Raw genomic sequence first — 21,617 nt, forward strand, 5'->3', positions numbered from 1 at the left:
GTATGTCGCCGCCTTCCTTTGAAAAGGGTTCCCGTTAGGGAACCCTTTTTTGTTTTGGGGAAAACTAAAATATAGGAATGATAAAGTTTTTCTAAAATTCTTTTACCCCAATTGGGAATAAGGTAACTTTATATAGTAACATAAAATTCAATGCTATGAAAAAGTTGCTTTATTTATCGATGTTGTTCCTGAGTTTAGGTTTGTTTGCTTCTTTTGAAAGTGTAAAAGCCCTGAAAAATGATTCATTTATACAGGAAAAGGAATATAAAAAGATAGCTCCGGAAGAAGTTAAGAAAGAGGCCCTTATCAATATAAAGGCAAAATATGGTGATTACCAAATAGTTGAAGCTGGTGTTGCTGCTGATGGAGAGTATAAACTGGTCTTAAAAAAAGACAATGCTTCCATTACAGCCTTGTTTACAGCAAATGGTGAGTTAATTAAAATATTACAATAAAATCCGGTTTAATTACCGGATTTTTTGTTTTTATAAAATTCACATACAGAGTTCATTAGGCATTCACTGTGTTTTGGATTGGATGGCCTGCAGGTTTCCCTGCCTAAGAATGATATTGCCATTCCAACTTCTGACCACATTGATTTTGGCAATACTTCCATCATTTCCTTCTCAATTTTGTCAGCATCCTGTCCCTTTGCAATCCCTAATCGGGGAGCTACTCTCACCACATGCAAATCGGCCATTATACCTTCAGCCGGAACTCCTGCTTCTCTCATGATGACATTGGCAGATTTTCTTCCAATACCTTTCAGGGCAGTCAATTCCTTCATAGTCACAGGAATATTTTTATCCTGTTTTATCCTGTCAGCAATTTCAAGAAGCCATTTGATTTTATTACCATGAAAGCGAACTTCTTCAATATAAGGAAGTAAGGATTTCTCATCCGCCTGAGCCAGAGATTTCATATTTGGAAATGCCTGGAACAAATTGGGAGCAATTTTATTGATATGTGCATCGCTGTCCTGTGCAGATAAAACAACCATAACCAACAACTGATATAAGTTTTTATACTCTAACGGATGTTGTTTGTTTTTATATTTCGCAATTAATGGTTTTAGGGCTGTTGCCCAATCTGTCTGCTCATTAAATAGGTCCATATTACTTTTCTTTAAAGTCTACAGATAAAGAATTGACACAATAGCGTTGTCCCGTTTCTGTTGGACCGTCATCAAAAACATGGCCTAAATGACCACCACAATTTGCACATAGAATTTCAGTACGCAGCATACCGTGTGAAGTATCCTTAACATATTCTATTTTTCCAGGCAATGCTTCATCAAAAGAAGGCCATCCGCAGTGGGAATCAAATTTAGAACTGCTTTCGAATAATGGCTCTCCACAAGCACCACAGCAATAAGTCCCTTTTTCAAAAAACAGGTTGTATTTTCCGGAATGGGGAAATTCAGTTCCTTTTTGGCGTAAAATTTTATAACGTTCGGAACCCAATTCATTTTTCCATTCCTCTTCGGTTTTGTTTACTGGATATTTCATAGCATTATTTTTTAGCAGGTACAAACTTTATAGAAACAGAGTTAGTACAGAAACGTTTTCCTGTAGTTTCAGCAGGTCCATCATCGAAGACATGACCCAAATGTCCGCCACATTTAGCACACATGACTTCCGTTCTGACCATTCCAAAACTGGTATCTTCCTTATAGATTACAGAACCTTTAATGGCCTGATCGAAAGAAGGCCAACCGCAATCAGAATGAAATTTGGCATTGGAAGTAAAAAGAACATTTCCGCATGCTGCGCAAACATAATTGCCTTTTTCGAAATGATTGTAATATTCTCCGGTAAAAGCCCTTTCGGTTCCTTTTTTTCGAAGCACTTCATATTGTTCCGGTGTCAGTTCTTTTTTCCATTCCGCATCGGTTTTTTGGATTTGTTTTGGTGTTTCTTTTTTTGAAATTTCCTTTTTTTCCTGGCTATGACAGGACACAAAAGCAAAAATCGAAACCAGCAATACAATATAGTGTCTCATAATTTTTAATTTAGAAATTCTATAATTTTTTTAATGACTTTAGTATCACCCAATATTTTTCGGTGACCAAGACCTTCTGTTATGACTAATTCGCCGTCTTTTAAGTTTTCCCGGATATGATAGGCTGCTTTAACAGGAACGTCTTCATCCTCTTTATCATGGATAACCAATACAGGAATGTTTACTTCCTTTGCGGCCCTGTAGGCTGAAAAATTATCCATAGGTTCCTTGATTTTCTTTTCAAAACTGGCTTTCATTTTTTTACTGATAGCAATATTCATTCCCAATTTCTCAATAAAATCATCCATAATATCTTCCACAATATCGCCACTTCCAATAATCACCGCTTTTTTTACATTTAATCCTCTTTTTATAGCATTTAAAATTGACATACCTCCCAATGAATGGCCTATAGCATATTCAAATGGTCCGAATTTTTTTTCTAATTCCAGAATACAGACAATAAATTCAGCCATATTACTGGTTTTTCCAGAAGATTTTCCATGTGCCGGTGCATCAAAACTTAGGGTCGAATACCCTAATTTTAGCATTTCATCAGCAATTTTAACCAATTGGGTACCTCTGCCGGACCAACCATGAACAAGCAATATTTTTTTATCACTGCTACCATAATTATATACGACAATTTCTTTACCTAAGTTTGGAATAAATACGTTTTGCTGAAGTGAATTCTTATCCATCCCAATTTCTCGTTTTGGGAGTTTGTGCTTAATAGGCGAAGTAAAAAGTTTAGCTGCAAATTTCATAGCCAGTTTTGGCGAAATTGCTTCGGTTATTTTGGCAGTTATCAGGATGGGTTTTGGTATTTTGAGTGACTGCTGGTGCGTTTTTGGTTTTTCAGACATACTCCAATTTTTATGCAAGTTAAAGTATATTAAATTTAGGAATCATAAATTAAATATAAAAGATATTTCCGTGTTCAAAATCTATAAATAGAATCATTTCTAAATCAACAGGTTGCTTTGATATTTGGTTTAGCCGTTTCAAATAATGAAACCTGGCATGGAGATTGTTAATATTTTAACAATAAATAAAGATTTCGTAGAAATTAAGTATCAAAGTAAATTAGTAAATTTGAGTAATAACCAATCAAAATAGTTCTCATGAAAAGAAGATATCTGTTAATACCGATTGCAATATTTGGTATTGTTTATTCTTGTGCGACCAATCCGTTTACCGGAAAAAGCACATTGGCACTGGTTCCTGATTCGCAGATTTTACCGTCAGCTTTTCAGCAGTATAGTACTTTTTTAAAGGAAAATAAAGTGGTGAACGGAACTGCAGACGCACAGCGAGTGGTAACCGTAGGAACAAAAATTAAAAATGCTGCCGAAAAATACCTGAATGCCAATGGTTATAAAGGTTATTTGAAAGATTACCAATGGGAATATAAGCTGGTAGAAAGTAAAGAAGTGAATGCCTGGTGTATGCCTGGCGGAAAGATTGTTTTTTATACAGGAATCCTTCCTATTACAAAGGATGAAACAGGTATGGCAGTGGTTATGGGTCACGAAGTAGCGCACGCCTTGCTAAACCACGGACAACAAAGAATGAGTGCCGATGTATTACAGCAGTTAGGAAGTGTTGGTGTTGGAGCTGCAGTAGGAAACCAAAGCGAATCTATTCAGAAAATTGCAATGCAGGCCTATGGAGTGGGTACACAATATGGCGTAACCCTACCGTTTAGCCGAAGCCATGAAAGCGAAGCAGACAAAGTAGGGCTGACCTTAATGGCGATAGCGGGTTACAATCCGGAACAGTCAGTTGCCTTCTGGGAAAGAATGGCGGCAAATTCAGGAGGCAATGCACCACCGGAATTTATGAGTACGCACCCGTCTAATGCGACAAGAATCGCGAACCTGAAAGCGTTGATTCCACAGGCAAAAGCTGAAGCTGCAAAATACGGTGTGACATTTAAATAAAAGATAATCTGGATTAGATAAAAAAATAATATCTTCGAAGCTGTTCTAACGGACAGCTTTTTTTATACCTAAAAAACAAACTTATGCAAACAGCTTTACCTAAGGGAAGTAAGAAATTAATGAATGCCTGGGCATTTTATGATTGGGCAAATTCAGTGTATCCTCTGGTTATATCTTCCGCTATTTTTCCTTTGTATTTTGGATTTCTTTTCCCAAAGGAAACTCCCGATGTACAGTTTTTAGGATATGATTTCAAGGCAACGGCACTAATAAGTTTTGTTACCGCTTTCGCATTTCTGGTGGTAGCTTTTATTTCTCCCTTTCTGTCAGGAATAGCAGATTTTGTAGGCAATAAAAAAAGATTCCTGCAATTTTTCTGCTTTTTGGGAGCCAGCTCCTGTATTGGAATGTATTGGTTTACAGTTGATAATATATATTTTGGTATAACTTGTTTCTTCTTTGGGCTTATAGGTTTTTGGGGAAGTTTGGTTTTTTATAATTCCTATTTGCCGGATATAGCTTTTACAGAACAGCAGGACGGATTGAGTGCAAGAGGGTACTCTATGGGATATATTGGCAGTGTCATATTATTACTCATTTGCCTGTACCTGATTTTAAGCAAAGAAGGTGTGGAGGCACTTGAGATGATGAAAGTTTCTTTCGCTCTCACAGGTGTTTGGTGGCTGTTGTTTAGCCAATATGCTTTTTATTATCTTCCAAAAGGGAATAAGAACGCAGACAAAATTACAAAAGACATCCTTTTGAGTGGTTTCAGGGAATTAAAGAAAGTAAAAAATGAACTGCTGAAACACTTATCATTATCACGATATCTGGCTGCTTTTTTTGTTTACAGTATGGCAGTTCAAACGGTAATGCTGGTGGCTACTTATTTTGGAGAGCAGGAAATTAATTGGGCAGATACGGAAGAAAAAACCAAAGGTTTGATTATTAGTATTTTGGTTATCCAATTAGTAGCAGTACTTGGCGCAATAGTGACAGCAAGACTATCTAATAGATTCGGAAACATAAAAACCTTGATTGTTATCAACTCAATCTGGGTAGTAATTTGTGTTTGTGCTTATTTTGTGACGGAACCGATTCACTTTTATGTAACAGCCTGTTTTGTAGGTCTTGTAATGGGAGGAATTCAGGCGCTGTCACGTTCTACCTATTCTAAGTTTCTTCCAAAAACGGAAGACACCACTTCCTTTTTTAGTTTTTACGATGTAGCCGAAAAAATAGGTATTGTAATAGGAATGTGTGTTTATGGTCTGATTGACCAGATTACGGGCTCCATGAGGAATTCTATCGTTTTCCTGGCTGTCTTTTTTATCGTTGGAGTTCTTTTGCTTTTTAGAGTGCCAAAGTCAGTAGCGAAAGAATAAAAATTATTTTATGCGTTTCAAATAAAAAATATATATTTGGAAACCTAATTAACCCAACCTAACAAAAATAGAATGAATAAATTAAAGTTTTTAACTGCTTTTGTGCTGATTTTCACAGCTTTTAATTTTACATCCTGTGATAATGAGCCATTAGACAGCGCAATTGACCCTAATCCGCAACCGTCATGTGTGGCGCCAACATCTTTTCAAGCCAGTAATTTTATCGGAGGTACTAATGTAAACCTAAGCTGGGTAGCAAGTTCAGAGGCAACTTCATGGGAAGTACAATATGGCCCAACCGGATTTGCTATTGGAGAAGGTACATCTGTTTTTTCTGATGTTACCAATGTCACTATCACAGGTCTGGTTTCCACAAACACCTACCATTTTTATGTACGTTCCAACTGTTCAGAAAGCGAAGTTAGTTCCTGGATTGGACCAATTTCTGTAGGGACAAGTACTGGAGGTACGCCTGGGGGTACAACAGGAGGAAGTTTTCGAGTAAAAATTGACGGAGTTGATTTTGTAGCAAACAATGTAGTTGCAGTAAAACATATGCCAATTAATCCCAATACAAATCAGCCTGAAGTAAACCCAGAAACAGGCGATCGTTTGATTCAATATAGCATTTCTGGATATACGAATTTAAAAATGGTAACTGTTGAGTTTCTTGAATTAAATAAAACTTCATATAATCTTCCAGGAGATAATGGAGCTGCTGTTGTGTATGCACCAAATGTTACAAACCCGTTAGGATATTATATGGGACTTACTGAGAATGGTGAACAGATTGGTAATATAACGATAACAACCAATGATGCAGTAAATAAAAAAATTTCTGGGACTTTTAATTGTAAGGTATCTATGGTAGATCCGGTAACAATGGAAATTATTGAAACAAAACAGTTGACAAATGGGGTTTTTACTAATGTTCCCTACACAATTGAAGAATAATTTTTTACATCTAATAGAAAAATCCGCAATATTGCGGATTTTTTTTATGGCATAAAGATTGATTTTATATAAAAGCCAATAGTATTTTCGTTATAGTACTCTATTGGTTTTCAAAGAGATATTGTTTTTACGGGTGCAAAGTAAAACCGTCTCTAAAAATGTTTAATGACAAAATGACTTAAATATAGTATGCCAAATCAAAAAATAATCACACTTGACAATCTGTCACTCCAGGAATTCGACAACGATTCAGAATTAATCCCTCTTTTAACTCCTGAAGACGAAGAAGAAATGAACAATGAGCAGCTTCCGGACGACCTTCCGATTCTGCCATTACGAAATACCGTGCTATTTCCGGGTGTTGTAATTCCAATTACAGCCGGACGTGATAAATCCATTAAATTAATTAATGATGCCAATGCCGGAGGTAAGGTTATTGGAGTGGTTTCCCAAATCAATGAGGAAGATGAAGATCCGTCACCGGAAGACATCAATAAAATAGGAACCGTAGCCAGAATACTACGTGTTTTAAAAATGCCTGATGGAAACGTAACCGTAATTCTTCAGGGAAAAAAACGTTTTGAAATTGATGCTGTCACTTCTGAACAGCCTTATTTGAAAGCTACAATCAAAGAGGTTCCTGAAAAGCGTCCTGATAATGATGATGCTGAATTTGCGACGATTATCGAATCGGTAAAAGATTTGGCTATCCAGATTATTAAAGAGAGTCCAAACATTCCTACGGAAGCTACTTTCGCTATCAAAAACATTGAAAGCAAGTCGTTCCTGATCAATTTTGTTTCTTCCAATATGAATCTTTCGGTTAAAGAGAAACAGGATTTGTTGATAATTAACGACTTGAAAGAAAGAGCCTTGTCGACACTTCGCTATATGAATGTCGAGTTGCAGAAACTGGAATTGAAGAACGATATACAGTCTAAAGTTCGCTTTGACCTGGACCAACAGCAGCGTGAATATTTCCTTCATCAGCAGATGAAAACTATTCAGGAAGAATTGGGTGGCGTTTCTCAGGAGGAAGAAATCGAAGAAATGCGTCAGAAAGGACTAAAGAAGAAATGGAACGAAAAAACGAAAACCCATTTCGAAAAAGAACTTTCAAAAATGCAGCGTATGAATCCGCAGTCTCCGGACTTTGGAATACAGCGAAATTACCTGGAATTATATCTCGAACTGCCCTGGAATGAATTTTCTAAAGATAATTTTGACCTGAAAAGAGCACAAAAAATATTAGACAGGGATCATTTTGGATTGGAAGATGTGAAGAAAAGAATGATTGAACATCTTGCGGTCTTAAAGCTCAGAAATGATATGAAATCTCCAATCCTTTGCCTTTATGGACCTCCTGGTGTAGGTAAGACCTCGATTGGAAAATCCGTTGCCGAAGCATTAGGCAGGGAATATGTAAGGATTTCTCTGGGAGGCCTGCGCGATGAAGCTGAAATTCGAGGCCACAGAAAAACATATATCGGAGCCATGCCCGGAAGAATTATCCAGAGTCTAAAAAAGGCAAAAACGGCAAATCCTGTTTTTGTACTGGATGAGATAGATAAGCTTTCCAGCGGTAATAATGGTGACCCGTCTTCTGCCTTGCTGGAAGTTCTGGATCCGGAACAGAATTCAGATTTCTATGATAACTTCCTGGAAATGGGATTTGACCTTTCCCGAGTAATGTTTATTGCTACTTCCAATAATATGTCAACAATCCAGCCCGCTTTAAGAGATAGGATGGAAGTAATCAACATGACAGGCTATACCATTGAAGAAAAGGTAGAAATTGCCAAACAGCATTTGCTTCCAAAACAATTGAAAGAGCACGGACTGACTACTAAAGATTTGTCTATCGGAAAGAAACAGTTGGAAAAGATTGTAGTAGGCTATACAAGAGAATCCGGTGTAAGAGGTTTGGAAAAACAAATTGCCAAAATGGTCCGAAATACGGCCAAATCTATTGCAATGGAAGAAGAGTATAACGTAAAAGTTACAGACGAAGACATTGTAAAAGTCCTTGGTGCGGCCAGAATGGAACGCGATAAGTATGAAAATAATGAGGTAGCAGGTGTTGTTACCGGATTAGCATGGACAAGTGTTGGCGGAGATATCCTTTTTATAGAATCGATTTTATCAAAAGGAAAAGGAAGTTTGACCATGACAGGCAATTTAGGAACGGTAATGAAAGAATCGGCTACGATTGCTTTGGAATACATCAAGTCCAATGCCGAACGACTAGGAATAGGACCCGATGTAATTTCGAATTACAACGTACACATTCACGTTCCTGAAGGAGCTACTCCAAAAGACGGACCAAGCGCCGGAGTTGCCATGTTAACTTCTTTGGTATCTTCTTTTGTACAAAGAAGAGTAAAGAAAAGCCTTGCTATGACCGGAGAAATAACACTTCGTGGAAGAGTATTGCCGGTGGGAGGAATTAAAGAAAAAATATTGGCTGCCAAAAGGGCAAATATTAAGGAAATTATTCTTTGCCATGAAAACAAGCGCGATATTGATGAAATCAAACCTGAATATTTGGAAGGACTGACTTTCCATTATGTGAAGGAGATGAGCGAGGTTCTGGCAATAGCCATAACAGACCAGAAAGCTAAAAATGCTAAAGCGTTATAATCTTTAGAAACGCATAGCTTATATTATAAAGGCAAAAGTGAATTAATTTTCAACTTTTGCCTTTTCTGTTTTATCTTTTGCCTTAAAAAATAATATCTTCGCATCTGCGTTATATATTCAGAAAAATAAGGAAAATCCCTAGATGTTTAAGAAACTGTTTATTGTTTTTTTATTGCTGTTTTGTGCTGAAGGTTTCAGCCAGATTGGCGGTAAATATGTTTATCAGTTTCTAAATTTGATGACTTCGCCAAGACAGGCAGCATTAGGAGGAAAGGCCGTAACGATTTATGACTATGATGTCAATCAGGGATTCTTTAACCCTGCAACCATCAATCCGGAAATGGATAATCATCTTTCCGTAAATTATGGCAGCTATTTCGGAGAAGTAACCTATGGAACGGCAGCTTATGCCTATACCTATGACCGCCATGTCCAGACTTTCCATGCCGGCGTAAATTATGTCAATTATGGCAATTTTGAAGGATATGACGAAAACGGACAAAAAACGGCTGATTTTACAGGAAGCGAAATAGCACTTTCTTTAGGATATGCCTATAATGTTCCCTGGACCGACATTTTTATAGGAGCTAACCTGAAATTAATATCATCAACCCTGGAAAGTTACAATTCTTTTGGTGCGGCTATGGACCTGGGAGCCTTATATGTAGATGATTATAATGATATCAATATTGGACTGGCAATACGAAATGTAGGTGTCCAGATAAAACCCTATCAGGATACGAATGAAAAATTGCCGATGGAAATTGTGGCCGGAATTTCTCAGGAATTAGAAAATGTGCCAATCCGTTGGCACCTGACTTTCGAAAATCTCCAGCAATGGAATATCGCTTTTTCCAATCCAAACAGGGCAGAAGGCTCATTAGATGGTGGAAGTAAGGAGGAAAAAGTCGGTTTTTTAAATAATGCTTTAAGACACGTTATAGTAGGAGCTGAACTTTTTCCTGAAAAAAGTTTTTCCATTCGTTTAGGATATAATTTTAGAAGAGCGGAAGAATTGCGTATTGTAGAACAACGTAATTTTTCAGGACTTTCAGCCGGTTTTGGATTACGATTCAATAAAATCAGATTTGATTATTCCTATTCCAGATATACCGCTGCGGCCAGTACGAGCCTTTTCGGATTAATGATTAACCTTCAATAAATTATTTTGGATAAAAAAATTACTATTGCCATTGATGGCTTTTCGTCTACGGGAAAAAGTACGCTGGCAAAGCAACTGGCCAAATACTTAGGCTATATCTATGTCGATACGGGAGCCATGTATCGCGCTGTGACATTATATGCCATGCAGCATGACTTTATTTCGGATACCCATTTTGACAAAAAAGCATTGATAGAAAGACTTCCTAAAATCAGTCTTCAGTTTCTTTTTAATCCCGATTTGGGTTATGCCGAGATTTTTCTCAATGAAAAAAATGTTGAAGCCGAAATCAGGACACTTGAAGTATCCAATTTTGTGAGCCGGATTGCCGAAATCTCAGAAGTTCGTGCCAAGCTTGTCGAACAACAGCAAAATATGGGAAAAAACAAAGGTATTGTAATGGACGGAAGAGATATAGGAACCGTTGTCTTTACAGATGCCGAATTAAAGCTGTTTATGACGGCAAGTCCTGAAACCAGAGCAAGAAGGCGTTATGAGGAATTGCTTCAAAAAGGACAGGAAGTGACGTATGAGGAAGTGCTTAAAAACGTTCAGGAACGCGATTATATTGATACTCACAGGGAAGACTCACCTTTAACAAAAGCGGATGATGCTATTGAAATAGACAATTCGCACCTTTCTATACAGGAACAGTTTGACAAAGTTTTAGGATTGGTAAATACTGTAGCTAAAACGTTGTAATTTTTTGTTTATCTCATTTTTAATAGTAGATTTACAGGCTGTTATTTTTTCAACATACAAACTTATTTATGGGAATAAAATTTAGGTTAACTTTGATGAGCTTTCTCCAGTTTTTTGTTTGGGGAGCCTGGCTTATCACGATTGGAACATATTGTTTTAATGCAAAAGGCTGGACAGGTGCTGAATTTGGCGCTATATTTTCAACATTAGGCCTTTCTTCTTTATTTATGCCGGCATTGACCGGAATTATAGCCGATAAATGGCTCAATGCTGAAAAGCTTTACGGAATCCTCCACATATTATATGGTCTTATCCTTTTATATGTCCCTGAAGTTAATGATCCTTCCATTTTATTCTACGTTATTTTTGGAGCAATGATTTGCTACATGCCAACCATTTCGCTTTCCAATTCCATAGCCTATACTATATTAAAGAACAATAAATATGATGTGGTAAAGGTTTTTCCGCCAATTCGTGTTTGGGGAACTATAGGTTTTATCGTAGCCATGTGGATTACGAATATTTTCAGTTCGCCAACGCCACCTAATATTTTTAAGGATTTAGGATTGAGTGTAGGTAATGCAATGTCTTCCGTATCAGGTAATCCTATTTATGCTAATCAGTTTTATATTGCCGCTTTTGTAGCTATTTTGCTGGGTATCTATTCGTTTACCTTGCCAAAATGTCCACCACAAAAATCAATTGCAGAAGATGCAAGTTTTGTGGAGCAATTAGGGTTGAATGCTTTCAAACTGTTCAGTTCCTATAAAATGGCGTTGTTTTTTATATTTTCCATGTTTTTGGGAGGTGCTTTGCAGCTTACCAATATGTATGGCGATGCCTTCTTAAATGATTTTGCCAAGATTCCGGAATACAAAGATTCATTTGTAGTTGAATATTCAACAATAATCATGTCGATTTCGCAAGTTTCTGAGACCTTGTTCATTCTGGCGATTCCTTTCTTTTTGAAACGTTTCGGAATCAAACAGGTAATGCTGTTCTCTATGATAGCATGGGTACTTCGTTTTGGGCTTTTCGCTTATGGCGATCCGGTACAAGGTTTATGGATGATTATTCTTTCCTGTATTGTATACGGAATGGCGTTTGATTTCTTTAATATATCAGGTTCCTTATTTGTTGAAACAACAACCGATTCTAAAATTCGTGCCAGCGCACAAGGATTGTTTATGATGATGACGAATGGTGTAGGGGCGTATTTGGGAAGTGTTATCAGCGGTTATGCTATTGATAAATATTTTACTCACGGAGAAACTAAAGACTGGCATAGTATATGGCTTTCTTTTGCCCTGTATGCGTTGATAATTTCCATTGCCTTTGCGGTAATGTTCAAACACAAGCACAAGCCGGAAGATGTTGAAAATATATCACATTAAAAAACTAAAAGAGCTTCAGATTGAGGCTCTTTTTTGTTATTGGATGTTTTGGGAGTTAAATAACAGTCATTCTTCTTAGGTTTTGATTTATAAACATTTAGGATAAAAGCTTCATTCTGAAATTATTTGGTAGATTAAAAAATATTTATTAATTTTGCGCACCTTTTGGCGAAGAAGAGTTTCCTTTAGGTATCAACTATTTATGTAAAACACTTCTGTGTTTTCTATTGCATCAAGAAACTCGAGAAAACATAGGATACAAATTTTTATCAGAACAAATGTCTGAACAAACAAAAGCACAAGCGGAATTTTTAGAGAACTTTAACTGGCACAACTTCCAAGAAGGTATTGATGCTGTTGACGAAAAAAACCTGAAAGAATTCGAAGAGTTAGTTGAAAAAACTTTTATCTCTACAGATCAGGAAGAAGTAGTTGAAGGTGTTGTAGTTAGAATCACTGACAGAGATGCTATCGTTGATATCAACGCTAAATCTGAAGGTGTTATTTCTTTAAACGAATTCCGTTACAATCCAAACTTAAAAGTAGGAGACAAAGTAGAAGTATTAATTGACGTTCGTGAGGACAAAACAGGTCAGTTGGTTCTTTCTCACAGAAAAGCTCGTACTATCAAAGCTTGGGATAGAGTTATTGCAGCTAATGAAACAGGTGAAATCGTTAATGGTTTCGTTAAATGCAGAACTAAAGGTGGTATGATCGTTGACGTATTCGGAATCGAGGCTTTCTTGCCAGGTTCTCAAATCGACGTGAAGCCAATCAGAGATTACGATCAGTATGTAAACAAAATGATGGAATTCAAAGTTGTGAAAATCAACCATGAGTTCAAAAACGTTGTTGTTTCTCATAAAGCGCTTATCGAAGCTGATATCGAAGTACAGAAAAAAGAAATTATCGGTCAATTAGAAAAAGGACAAGTATTAGAAGGTGTTGTTAAAAACATTACTTCTTATGGTGTGTTCATTGACCTTGGAGGTGTTGACGGATTGATCCACATTACTGACCTTTCTTGGTCAAGAATCAACCACCCAAGCGAAGTTCTTGAATTAGACCAAAAACTAAACGTTGTTATCCTTGATTTCGATGATGAGAAAACAAGAATCCAACTTGGTTTGAAACAATTGAACGCTCACCCATGGGATGCACTTGATGCTAACCTGAAAGTAGGTGACAAAGTGAAAGGTAAAGTTGTAGTTATCGCTGACTACGGTGCTTTCATCGAAGTTGCTGAAGGTGTTGAAGGTCTAATCCACGTTTCTGAAATGTCTTGGTCAACTCACTTGAGAAGTGCTCAGGATTTCGTAAAAGTTGGTGATGAAGTTGAAGCTGTTATCTTGACTTTGGATAGAGAAGATCGTAAGATGTCTCTTGGTATCAAGCAATTGACTCAAGATCCATGGACTGATATCACTGCTAAATACCCTGTAGGTTCTAAACACACAGGTATCGTTAGAAACTTTACAAACTTTGGAGTTTTCGTAGAATTGGAAGAAGGAATTGATGGATTAATCTACATTTCTGACCTTTCCTGGACTAAGAAAATCAAGCACCCATCTGAATTCGTAAGCGTTGGTGAAAAACTTGACGTAGTAGTATTGGAGTTGGATGTTGAAGGACGTAAATTATCTTTAGGTCACAAACAGACTACTGCTAACCCTTGGGATAAATACGAAGATTCATTCGCTGTTGGAACTATCCACACTGGAGAAATCTCTGAAATCGTTGACAAAGGAGCTACTGTAGAATTCGGTGATGATATCGTTGCTTTCATCCCAACTCGTCACCTTGAAAAAGAGGACGGTAAGAAATTGAAAAAAGGTGAAACAGCTGATTTCAAAGTGATCGAGTTCAACAAAGAATTCAAAAGAGTAGTTGCTTCTCACACTGCTATCTTCCGTGAAGAAGAAGAGAAAAATGTGAAAGCTGCTTCTGAGAATACTACAATGTCTTCAAGTAATGCTACTGCATCTACTTTAGGAGATAACAATGATATTCTTGCTGAATTGAAAGCTAAAATGGAAAAAGGAGGGAACTAATCCTGACTGATTTTAATACAAAAGCCTCACAGAAATGTGGGGCTTTTTTAATTATTTTAAATGATAATATTAAAATTTTGTTTACATTTGAAATCCTAAAATAAAGGAATTCTGTTCCCTATTACCAATGTATTTTTAAAAACTAACTATGAAGACTAATAAAAATCTGGCAATTATTCTTTTTGCATTATTGTTAAGCGTTGCATCATTTGGCCAAAAGAACCAAAAAAGGGCAAATATGAATGTAGTTAACCCAAAGTTTGACGCAACTAAAAATATTATCGATAACCTTACGGCTTCGCAGAATTATTCTTCTTTAGCAAAGGTTTTTAAAGCTGCAGAGTTTGAGCAAATGCTGCGCGAAGAAGGACCTTATACCATTTTGGCACCTAGCAATGATGTCATCAGTAGGTCTTCAGAAAATTTAGAATTCATGACTGATCCAAAAAATATTCACCGTACTAAAGATATTGCGGCTTACTATATGATTCCGGGTAAGTGGTATGCTTCTGATTTCGGGAAATTAATCCGAATGAGTAAAGGAAGAGGTGAAATCAAAACGGCAGATGGTGATGTTCTTATCATTACTCTTGAAAACAGTATTATCTATTTGACAGATGCTAAAGGAAATAAGGCAAAACTGGTGTTCACAGATGCCATCCAAAGCAATGGAATTATTCACGGTATTGACAAAACTTTTTCTCCTAACTAAATAGAGAAGAAAACAAATAAAAAAAGCCTCGCTAATGCGGGGCTTTTTTATTTGTTAAGCTTTAGGCTTTAGGCTTTAAGCGTAAGGCCTAAAGCTTAAAGCCCAAAGTCTAAAATCAAAAATCAAAAATCTAAAAACCAAAGCAAATGTATTTGCGTAAATGCCTGTATAAACAAAAAAACATTTAATTATGAAAACCACCAAATTTTTATCAATCGCAATTGCATTACTATTCGGAACTGCCGTATTTGCACAAAAAGAAAAAACAGTAATGGTAGGAGGAGCTCCAATGTATCCTTCAAAAAACATTATTGAAAATGCAATAAATTCAAAAGACCATACCACATTGGTAGCAGCAGTAAAAGCAGCAGGTCTTGTAGAGACTTTGCAGGGAAAAGGACCTTTTACCGTTTTTGCTCCAACAAATGAAGCTTTTGCCAAATTGCCTAAAGGAACCGTTGAGACTTTGTTAAAGCCGGAAAACAAATCAAAACTGCAATCCATCTTAACCTATCATGTGGTAGCAGGAAAAATGAGTTCAGCTGATATTGCTAAAGCCATAAAGAAAGGAAACGGAAAGGCTGTGTTCGCAACTGTTCAAGGCGGTAAGCTGACAGCATGGATGGAAGGCAAAACTCTTTACATCACAGATGAAAACGGAAATAAGTCAAAAGTTACTATTGCTGATGTGAATCAGTCTAATGGTGTTATTCATGTGGTTGATACAGTAGTAATGCCAAAAGCATAATTCAAACTAGATACTATTTTTGAATTATAAATGAAAAATCCCGATACAATCGGGATTTTTTTATTATAAAGTTTTCAGGAAAAAGCTGTATCGGTTGAATACTAAGCTTTTATAAAGATTATCAAAAAAGTCAGGTAACGATTTAGTAACGGTGCTTATTGCTTTGCTTTTCAACGTGTTTCCGTTAGCTCATAGCAAATATACAAAACTTAGCATATAACGACACATTGAATTTAATAATCTATGTGTCGTATATGTTTTTTAAAACTCTACATTTCTAAACGTTTAGCGCTATCAACATCAAAAGTTTCATCCGTTAATTCTGAATGCAGTCTTTTATTTTGTAATAACGTAAGTACAGCATCTAGTGTTTCCTCTGTAATTACAATCTGTCCCTCTTGAAATTCAATTCCCCAATTTCTTTGTTGACTAATTAATCTGAGACGTTGTAAGTAATCATTGTTTTGATAATACCCCAAATTTTTTATAGTAGCTATTTTTCGTAGGTATCGTTGATTATTACCAACCCTATTTGTAAGAATTTCTATATTGACAAATAGATTGATTTCCCGAACTTCTTGATATAATTCATCTGCTTTTGCTAACATTCCATTGCGGAAATTAAGTCCGCTCTCAAAATTCTTCTTTGAAAGAATAAAAAGTGCTTCATTAAAATAAATCAAGTCAACAAAAGAAGATATACTGAAAACATTTTCTTCTTCTAAATCTTCAAAACGGTTTTCTCTGTAAAGAAGAGGAATTAATCCTCGGTCTCGTTTCATTTTCCAGTTTTCAGGTAATGTCTTAAATCCTACAACCTGAATTCCTTCTTCATTGCGTAGTATAATTAAATAGGCTTTTGCTTTAACGAGTTCTTCAATGTTTTCTATTATGTCTTCTTCAGGATTTAAATCTTGTAATTGCTCGAATATCCTGTAAAAGTCTGTTTCTTCATAATTGATTGCTCTTACTTGGTCTTCTTCTGGTTCAGGACAATCAAAGGTGTAGTCTTCAAATGTATTTGCTGAATTTATTTTACGAGTTACAATGTTCCGTAAACGAGTTTCTAAATTGGGGTTAATTTGTACGTAATTAACCATATACTTAGATTCTCTATTCTTTTTATACTCCTTAACAATTGCCAACGACACATCAGCATTTTGTAAATCAAGGTCTTTTAATGCTTTAAATTTCTGTCTCATCATTAGCATTATTTTTCTTTTCTATTACTATATATAAAAATCTGGTTAGGCTTCGTATGTAAAAACGTTCATCGGCATACATTTCCTCTTTGCTTATTACGATGGTTGAGCAAGTTTTGCCGTCAAACTCATATTCTAAATCATAAAGGTTATAGCCCGCTAATAACAAGATAGGATTCATAAAAACGGATTTACTTTTGATTGTTAGCAACAGCATTAATAATAAGAAAATACTTAATGAAATCATATCTTCGATTTTAGATAGATCAAAACTGAAAAAGGAAACTATATAAGGGATAGTATAATTGATTAAATCAACAGAACGGTTCTTAACTGATTTTATCTTTACAGGCATATTACCCCTCTTCGTAGACGCAACCGTAACAAACAACAATATTACACTCAATAAAGCAATGCCGAGCATAGTATAAATTGCAATTGGGTGTTTAAAATGATATGAACAATTAAAATCAAAATCCTTCACTGCCAAAATCAGGAACAAGGGCGAATAAGCACTTATAAAAAGTAATATTGCTGTTAATAATTTTGGTTTCATAATGCTGTTTATATTTGACCCAAATTAATATTTTTTATTCTTGTAACCATTTGATTTTTAAATTATTTTCATTCTAACACATATGCCGTTTTTTCTTCTAATTCCACTTCAATTTGTGAAATCACTCCATCAATGTCAGAGCTTTTTTCAAAGGCTAAAATCACTTCGTTTTCAAGTTGTGACGGCTTGTAAATTTTGCCATTTAGCAGTTTAAAGTGCTTATAGATAAAATTCTCTTCAATCGGTTTGACTTTATAAAACTGATATTTTTCATTGATAAAAGTTACTAACTTTTCTCTGAATATTTTTTGCGTATCTTTTTTAAAATTGTTTTTCAAAGTTGAATTTCTTGATAGATAGCCCGAAAGCACAAACAAGAAATTGATGTTGTATGATTGAACAAATAATGTATCCCTATCGAAAAGTCGGTTTTCGAAATGAAATTGCATTATTGGTTTTCCTGTCTCGTTCAAATATGATTTAGAAAAATCAAAATCTTTATTTACAAAGGCAGAAATGAAAAAATTCGGAGTGATGTTATATCCTTCCGTTTCGTTTTCTCTGTATCTTATTCTTTGGTCTAAATCTCCTTTATTAAATAAATCAATATTATACTGAATTACATTTCTGGCATAAGTAAATTGTTTTGCCTTTGAATTTTTCCCTACGCTATTTTGAGGTTTATAATATTTACTGTCTCCAACAAAATAGATTTCATCTTCAATCAGAAGTGATTTATATTTGTAAATATGGTCAACCTGTTTTCCGTCAGCGTGATTTTTTAATTCGGAAAATAACGTACTATCTCCGATTAAATCATCAATCATATCCTCGAATACAATATTAAAATCCTTGATTAGAAGAATTTCTTCAATTTGTTTCTTAGATTGGGTTCTTTCACTTCGTTCAAAGTAGGTAAATAGCAAATTGTAAAGACAAATCATTTTGTCCGAAAAGTATTTGTACTTAATATTTTTCAATAACCTGCATCCTCTTCTTAAAACCGTCTCAAATTGATGCCCTTTAATTAGAGTATAATTTTGAGGGATTTGAAAATTAAACGCATACTTTTCTTTAATGTGATTTAGCGTTGAATAAAAAAGTATGAGTAACTCTTCATCATCATTTACTCTTTTTCTTGTTGTTGCTAAATCAACATAAATTGGCTGGTTATTATGAATAATTGGCTGTTTTTTGTTAATAGTTTTGTGCCAATTGATTTTGTTTTGTTGTGAGTGTGCTGTTTTTGCAATGAATGTAAATAAGTCCTGATTTTCCTTATGAAACCTCAATAAACTTAAAATAATGTCAAGCTCAGTACTTGAATTTTCATCCAAATTGGTTACAATTTGATTGATAAATTGATTTTCTGAAATCGAATTATAAAAATGTCTTTTGTTGAATTGCTGAATTGCCCGATATAACCAAGTTGAAATTTCAAAAATCAGCTTGTCTTTTCCTGTTTCGGTTAATCTTTGTGTTGTTTCAAATGTTGGATTGATTAAAGATTCTGGCGTAAACTCATCAAAAGCTAGATTATGTTCATTGATAAAAACTTTCGGAAATATGATGACAACATCGCCTTTTCCCTCATTTATCTGCGGATTGAAGTAATACCCAACAAAGTTAATTTTTGATTCAATACCATTAATAGGGAAATAGTACCTTTCAGTTAAAACTTTTGAAAGATCTTCCGTTTTGTAATGATATTCTTCAAATAATATTATCATTGTTCAGGTTCTAATCCGTTAAATTTCAAAAATGCTTTTATAATAGTTGTTGCATTGTCGCTGTAAAGTTCTCCAAACTGGAAATCTATTGCATCACTGTCTTCTTTTGAATATTTGAAAATTGAATTTTGAGTTCCAAATTCATCCTTGTAAACTTCCGACCATAAATAAAACAAGACTTTAGACCTGAATTGGTCAAACGTTATCTTTCCATCTTTGGGGTTTACAAAGCGGTTTCCAAGTTGTTTGTCTTCACTACCTGTCAGTTCTTTAATTTTCGGATTGATATTCTTAATAAATTTACCCCAGTTAAATGTACTATCTCCAATAACGATGTTTAAAGAATTCGCGTCATCATAATTGATTGGTACAAACTCCCAATCCCAACGTCTTTTGAATGCACTATCCATTGGGAATAAAGATTGGTCAGAAGTGTTCATCGTTGCTAAAATGTAAAGATTATTTGGCAGAATGATTTTATCAAAATCTTCTGTTTGAATTATCGCTTTGTAGCTTTCCACTGCTTCCGTATTGGCAGAACTTTCAAATACAAATTTTAGATAATTTGCTAAATCCTTGTCACAATTGATTTCATACTTTGAAAAGCCATTATCATCCCTATCTAAACATTGAAATAAGTCTCCGAAAATTTGAGCACAATTTCCCCTGTTAATTTCTTCAATGATTAGAAAATATGGTTGTTCAGGATTTAGCCAAGCATTGCAATATGCCTTTGTAAATGCTTGCGGAACAAATTCATATTTGATGTTGATTCCGTCCATTACAGGCTTATAACTTCCTACAAAAGAATGATAATCTGTTTCAGGGTGGAATGTTGTTCTTGTTCGATTATGACCATTTGTTCTCATTTCTATTTCTCTACTTTTTCCTGTTCCGGGAGAACCATAGAAAATGATTTGATGAGATAATGGAGTTTCACTACTGAAGTTATCCGCAACAGAATTTTCTGTTTTGCCTATTTTATAATATTCTGTAATATTAAAATTAGCTATTAATAAACATTTTAGATTTTCCTGCCCTGAATAAAGTGGCTGAATAAATGGACCTCTTGTTAATTCTCCTGGATTCGCAGTAATAAGACTGCTATCAAATCCTAATGTAAATTTTGAATTATCTGTAATATTGAAATGATTTTTTAAATCTGAGAATAAAGAGTTTCTGTCCAATATAGAAGATGAAAACTCAATATTCACCTCATTTTCATTTGTAAAGAAAATATTAGTTACATCAGCTAGATGATAAATATTGAGAAATCTCTCAATTACATCTTGTTCGGAAAAATTATTGTCAAACTCCTCGTTCTGTAAACAAACGCAAGCGACATTTTTTAACGGAAGTTGATTATTTTTCAATAAGATTTGAAAAGCATTAGAAGCCCAATCATTTGGGAATATAATGTTTAGTGTATCTTGTGAAGCAAAATTCTTTTTGCTATTTTCATAAAAAAAGAATTTGTCTTGTAAAGAACTAGACAATTGACTAGAAAAGACATTATATTGATAATTTGATTCAACTGGATTTCCTGTTTCAATATTCAAATGTTTTAGAATTTCAAGTATTCCAAAGAATTTATTTAAAGAAGCTCGACTTGTCTCCCCTAGCTCAATAATGCTTTTCCAAGATTCGAAAATCGTTGATTGTGATAAATACTTCATCCTTTCTATTTAATTGTTTCTAACATTTTTTTGATTATTGCTTCTAATACTGGAACTGCAACGGAATTGCCGAGTTGTTTATACGCTTGATTGTCCGAAACAGGGAATTTAAAGTTATCAGGATAGCCTTGTAAGCGTTGGGCTTCTAATACTGATAATTTCCTTTGTAAATCCCATAATTTAGGAACTCTATTAGCAATAATTGTAGGTGCATAGGTATCTTGACAAGCATAGAAAGCCTCTTGTATTTGTGTTTTAGCAACATCTCCAATATGAAATCTTAAAGCCCCATCAGGCTTTTGATATGAAAAAACACCGTGCTTCCCTTTTTTTGTATTGGGCTTATATTTTGAGTTATCGTGTTGAACACGCTCTTCATTTGATTTAAAGTGAAATTCTATTCGCTCAATCTCAAAGGGGGTTAATTTCAATTTATTATCTTTATTTGCTTTGGTGTCTATAATGGATTTAATCTTTGCACCTCTCTTATCTCCTTTAGGAAATTCAAAATTAACTTTATCTCTAAATCCTACACAATACCATCTTTCACGATATTGAGGTAATCCGAAATCATAGCTATTTAGTATTTCCCATTTTATGTTATACCCTAATTCCCTAAGTGAATTTTCAATTACTTTTAGTGTTTTTCCGCCATCGTGAGATTTAAGACCTTTAACATTCTCTAATAAAAACATCTTAGGAGTAGTATTTTTCAATATTTCTAAAATATCAAAAAATAGCGTTCCTCTTGTTTCGTCAAA

Annotated in this window: 20 protein-coding genes; 11 read left to right on the forward strand and 9 right to left on the reverse strand. The window is 35.0% G+C overall.

The window, feature by feature from the left end; translation table 11 throughout:
* Positions 1–155: 155 nt before the first annotated feature.
* Complete coding sequence (locus tag ASG38_RS15290) at positions 156–455, forward strand: hypothetical protein (protein WP_056073048.1); 300 nt, start codon at positions 156–158, stop codon at positions 453–455.
* A gap of 8 nt (positions 456–463) precedes the next feature.
* Here the strand turns inward: ASG38_RS15290 and nth are convergent, their stop codons facing one another.
* The 4 genes from nth to ASG38_RS15310 are packed head-to-tail and all read right to left on the reverse strand — an operon-like array spanning position 464 to position 2,867.
* Positions 464–1,114, reverse strand: a complete 651-nt coding sequence (gene nth / locus ASG38_RS15295) for an endonuclease III (RefSeq protein ID WP_056073051.1) — start codon at positions 1,112–1,114, stop codon at positions 464–466.
* A gap of 1 nt (position 1,115) precedes the next feature.
* Positions 1,116–1,508 (reverse strand): peptide-methionine (R)-S-oxide reductase MsrB, encoded by a 393-nt coding sequence (msrB, locus tag ASG38_RS15300; RefSeq protein WP_056073053.1) that lies wholly within the window; start codon positions 1,506–1,508, stop codon positions 1,116–1,118.
* Between the two features lie 4 nt (positions 1,509–1,512).
* The gene (gene msrB / locus ASG38_RS15305) at positions 1,513–2,001 is read right to left on the reverse strand and encodes a peptide-methionine (R)-S-oxide reductase MsrB (RefSeq protein ID WP_056073057.1); all 489 of its coding nucleotides are present in this window, start codon (positions 1,999–2,001) and stop codon (positions 1,513–1,515) included.
* Between the two features lie 5 nt (positions 2,002–2,006).
* Positions 2,007–2,867: an alpha/beta fold hydrolase gene (locus ASG38_RS15310; RefSeq protein ID WP_056073060.1), complete on the reverse strand. Its 861-nt coding sequence runs from the start codon at positions 2,865–2,867 to the stop codon at positions 2,007–2,009.
* Positions 2,868–3,125: 258 nt separating this feature from the next.
* Here ASG38_RS15310 and ASG38_RS15315 point away from each other — a divergent pair, with 258 nt between their 5' ends.
* The 10 genes from ASG38_RS15315 to ASG38_RS15360 all read left to right on the forward strand — a co-directional run bounded on the left by ASG38_RS15315 (position 3,126) and on the right by ASG38_RS15360 (position 15,692).
* The gene (locus ASG38_RS15315; RefSeq protein WP_056073062.1) at positions 3,126–3,944 is read left to right on the forward strand and encodes a M48 family metallopeptidase; all 819 of its coding nucleotides are present in this window, start codon (positions 3,126–3,128) and stop codon (positions 3,942–3,944) included.
* An 83-nt stretch (positions 3,945–4,027) separates the two neighbouring features.
* A complete protein-coding gene (locus ASG38_RS15320) occupies positions 4,028–5,329 on the forward strand; it encodes an MFS transporter (RefSeq protein ID WP_056073064.1) in 1,302 nt (433 codons plus the stop codon).
* Positions 5,330–5,401: 72 nt separating this feature from the next.
* Positions 5,402–6,283 carry a DUF6252 family protein gene (locus ASG38_RS15325; protein ID WP_056073067.1) on the forward strand — a complete coding sequence of 294 codons (882 nt, stop codon included), beginning with the start codon at positions 5,402–5,404 and terminating at the stop codon, positions 6,281–6,283.
* Between the two features lie 189 nt (positions 6,284–6,472).
* Positions 6,473–8,923 (forward strand): endopeptidase La, encoded by a 2,451-nt coding sequence (gene lon / locus ASG38_RS15330; RefSeq protein ID WP_056073070.1) that lies wholly within the window; start codon positions 6,473–6,475, stop codon positions 8,921–8,923.
* A gap of 142 nt (positions 8,924–9,065) precedes the next feature.
* Entirely contained in the window at positions 9,066–10,085 is a 1,020-nt protein-coding gene (gene porQ, locus ASG38_RS15335; protein WP_056073073.1) for a type IX secretion system protein PorQ, read from the forward strand.
* 6 nt (positions 10,086–10,091) lie between these two features.
* A complete protein-coding gene (cmk, locus tag ASG38_RS15340) occupies positions 10,092–10,787 on the forward strand; it encodes a (d)CMP kinase (protein WP_056073076.1) in 696 nt (231 codons plus the stop codon).
* Between the two features lie 68 nt (positions 10,788–10,855).
* Positions 10,856–12,181: a nucleoside permease gene (locus tag ASG38_RS15345; RefSeq protein ID WP_056073079.1), complete on the forward strand. Its 1,326-nt coding sequence runs from the start codon at positions 10,856–10,858 to the stop codon at positions 12,179–12,181.
* 278 nt (positions 12,182–12,459) lie between these two features.
* On the forward strand, positions 12,460–14,232 hold the full coding sequence (gene rpsA / locus ASG38_RS15350; RefSeq protein WP_056073082.1) for a 30S ribosomal protein S1: 1,773 nt from the start codon (positions 12,460–12,462) through the stop codon (positions 14,230–14,232).
* 148 nt (positions 14,233–14,380) lie between these two features.
* Entirely contained in the window at positions 14,381–14,944 is a 564-nt protein-coding gene (locus ASG38_RS15355; protein WP_056073085.1) for a fasciclin domain-containing protein, read from the forward strand.
* A 190-nt stretch (positions 14,945–15,134) separates the two neighbouring features.
* Positions 15,135–15,692, forward strand: coding sequence for a fasciclin domain-containing protein (locus ASG38_RS15360; protein ID WP_056073088.1), 558 nt, complete (start codon positions 15,135–15,137; stop codon positions 15,690–15,692).
* A gap of 269 nt (positions 15,693–15,961) precedes the next feature.
* On the opposite strand, the gene ASG38_RS15365 is transcribed toward ASG38_RS15360, so the two are convergent.
* The 5 genes from ASG38_RS15365 to dcm all read right to left on the reverse strand — a co-directional run.
* Positions 15,962–16,897, reverse strand: coding sequence for a Kiwa anti-phage protein KwaB-like domain-containing protein (locus ASG38_RS15365; RefSeq protein ID WP_162239710.1), 936 nt, complete (start codon positions 16,895–16,897; stop codon positions 15,962–15,964).
* Positions 16,878–17,450: a hypothetical protein gene (locus ASG38_RS15370; protein ID WP_056073094.1), complete on the reverse strand. Its 573-nt coding sequence runs from the start codon at positions 17,448–17,450 to the stop codon at positions 16,878–16,880. The genes ASG38_RS15365 and ASG38_RS15370 overlap by 20 nt, the downstream gene beginning before the upstream one ends.
* Positions 17,451–17,518: 68 nt before the next feature.
* Entirely contained in the window at positions 17,519–19,180 is a 1,662-nt protein-coding gene (locus ASG38_RS15375) for an LlaJI family restriction endonuclease (protein WP_056073097.1), read from the reverse strand.
* On the reverse strand, positions 19,177–20,856 hold the full coding sequence (locus tag ASG38_RS15380; RefSeq protein WP_056073100.1) for an McrB family protein: 1,680 nt from the start codon (positions 20,854–20,856) through the stop codon (positions 19,177–19,179). Before ASG38_RS15380 ends, ASG38_RS15375 begins: the two co-directional genes overlap by 4 nt.
* A gap of 5 nt (positions 20,857–20,861) precedes the next feature.
* A partial coding sequence (gene dcm, locus ASG38_RS18330) for a DNA (cytosine-5-)-methyltransferase (protein ID WP_235498608.1) occupies positions 20,862–21,617 on the reverse strand: 756 nt, incomplete at its 5' end.

The sequence above is a fragment of the Flavobacterium sp. Leaf359 genome (assembly GCF_001423985.1).
Taxonomy (GTDB): domain Bacteria; phylum Bacteroidota; class Bacteroidia; order Flavobacteriales; family Flavobacteriaceae; genus Flavobacterium; species Flavobacterium lindanitolerans.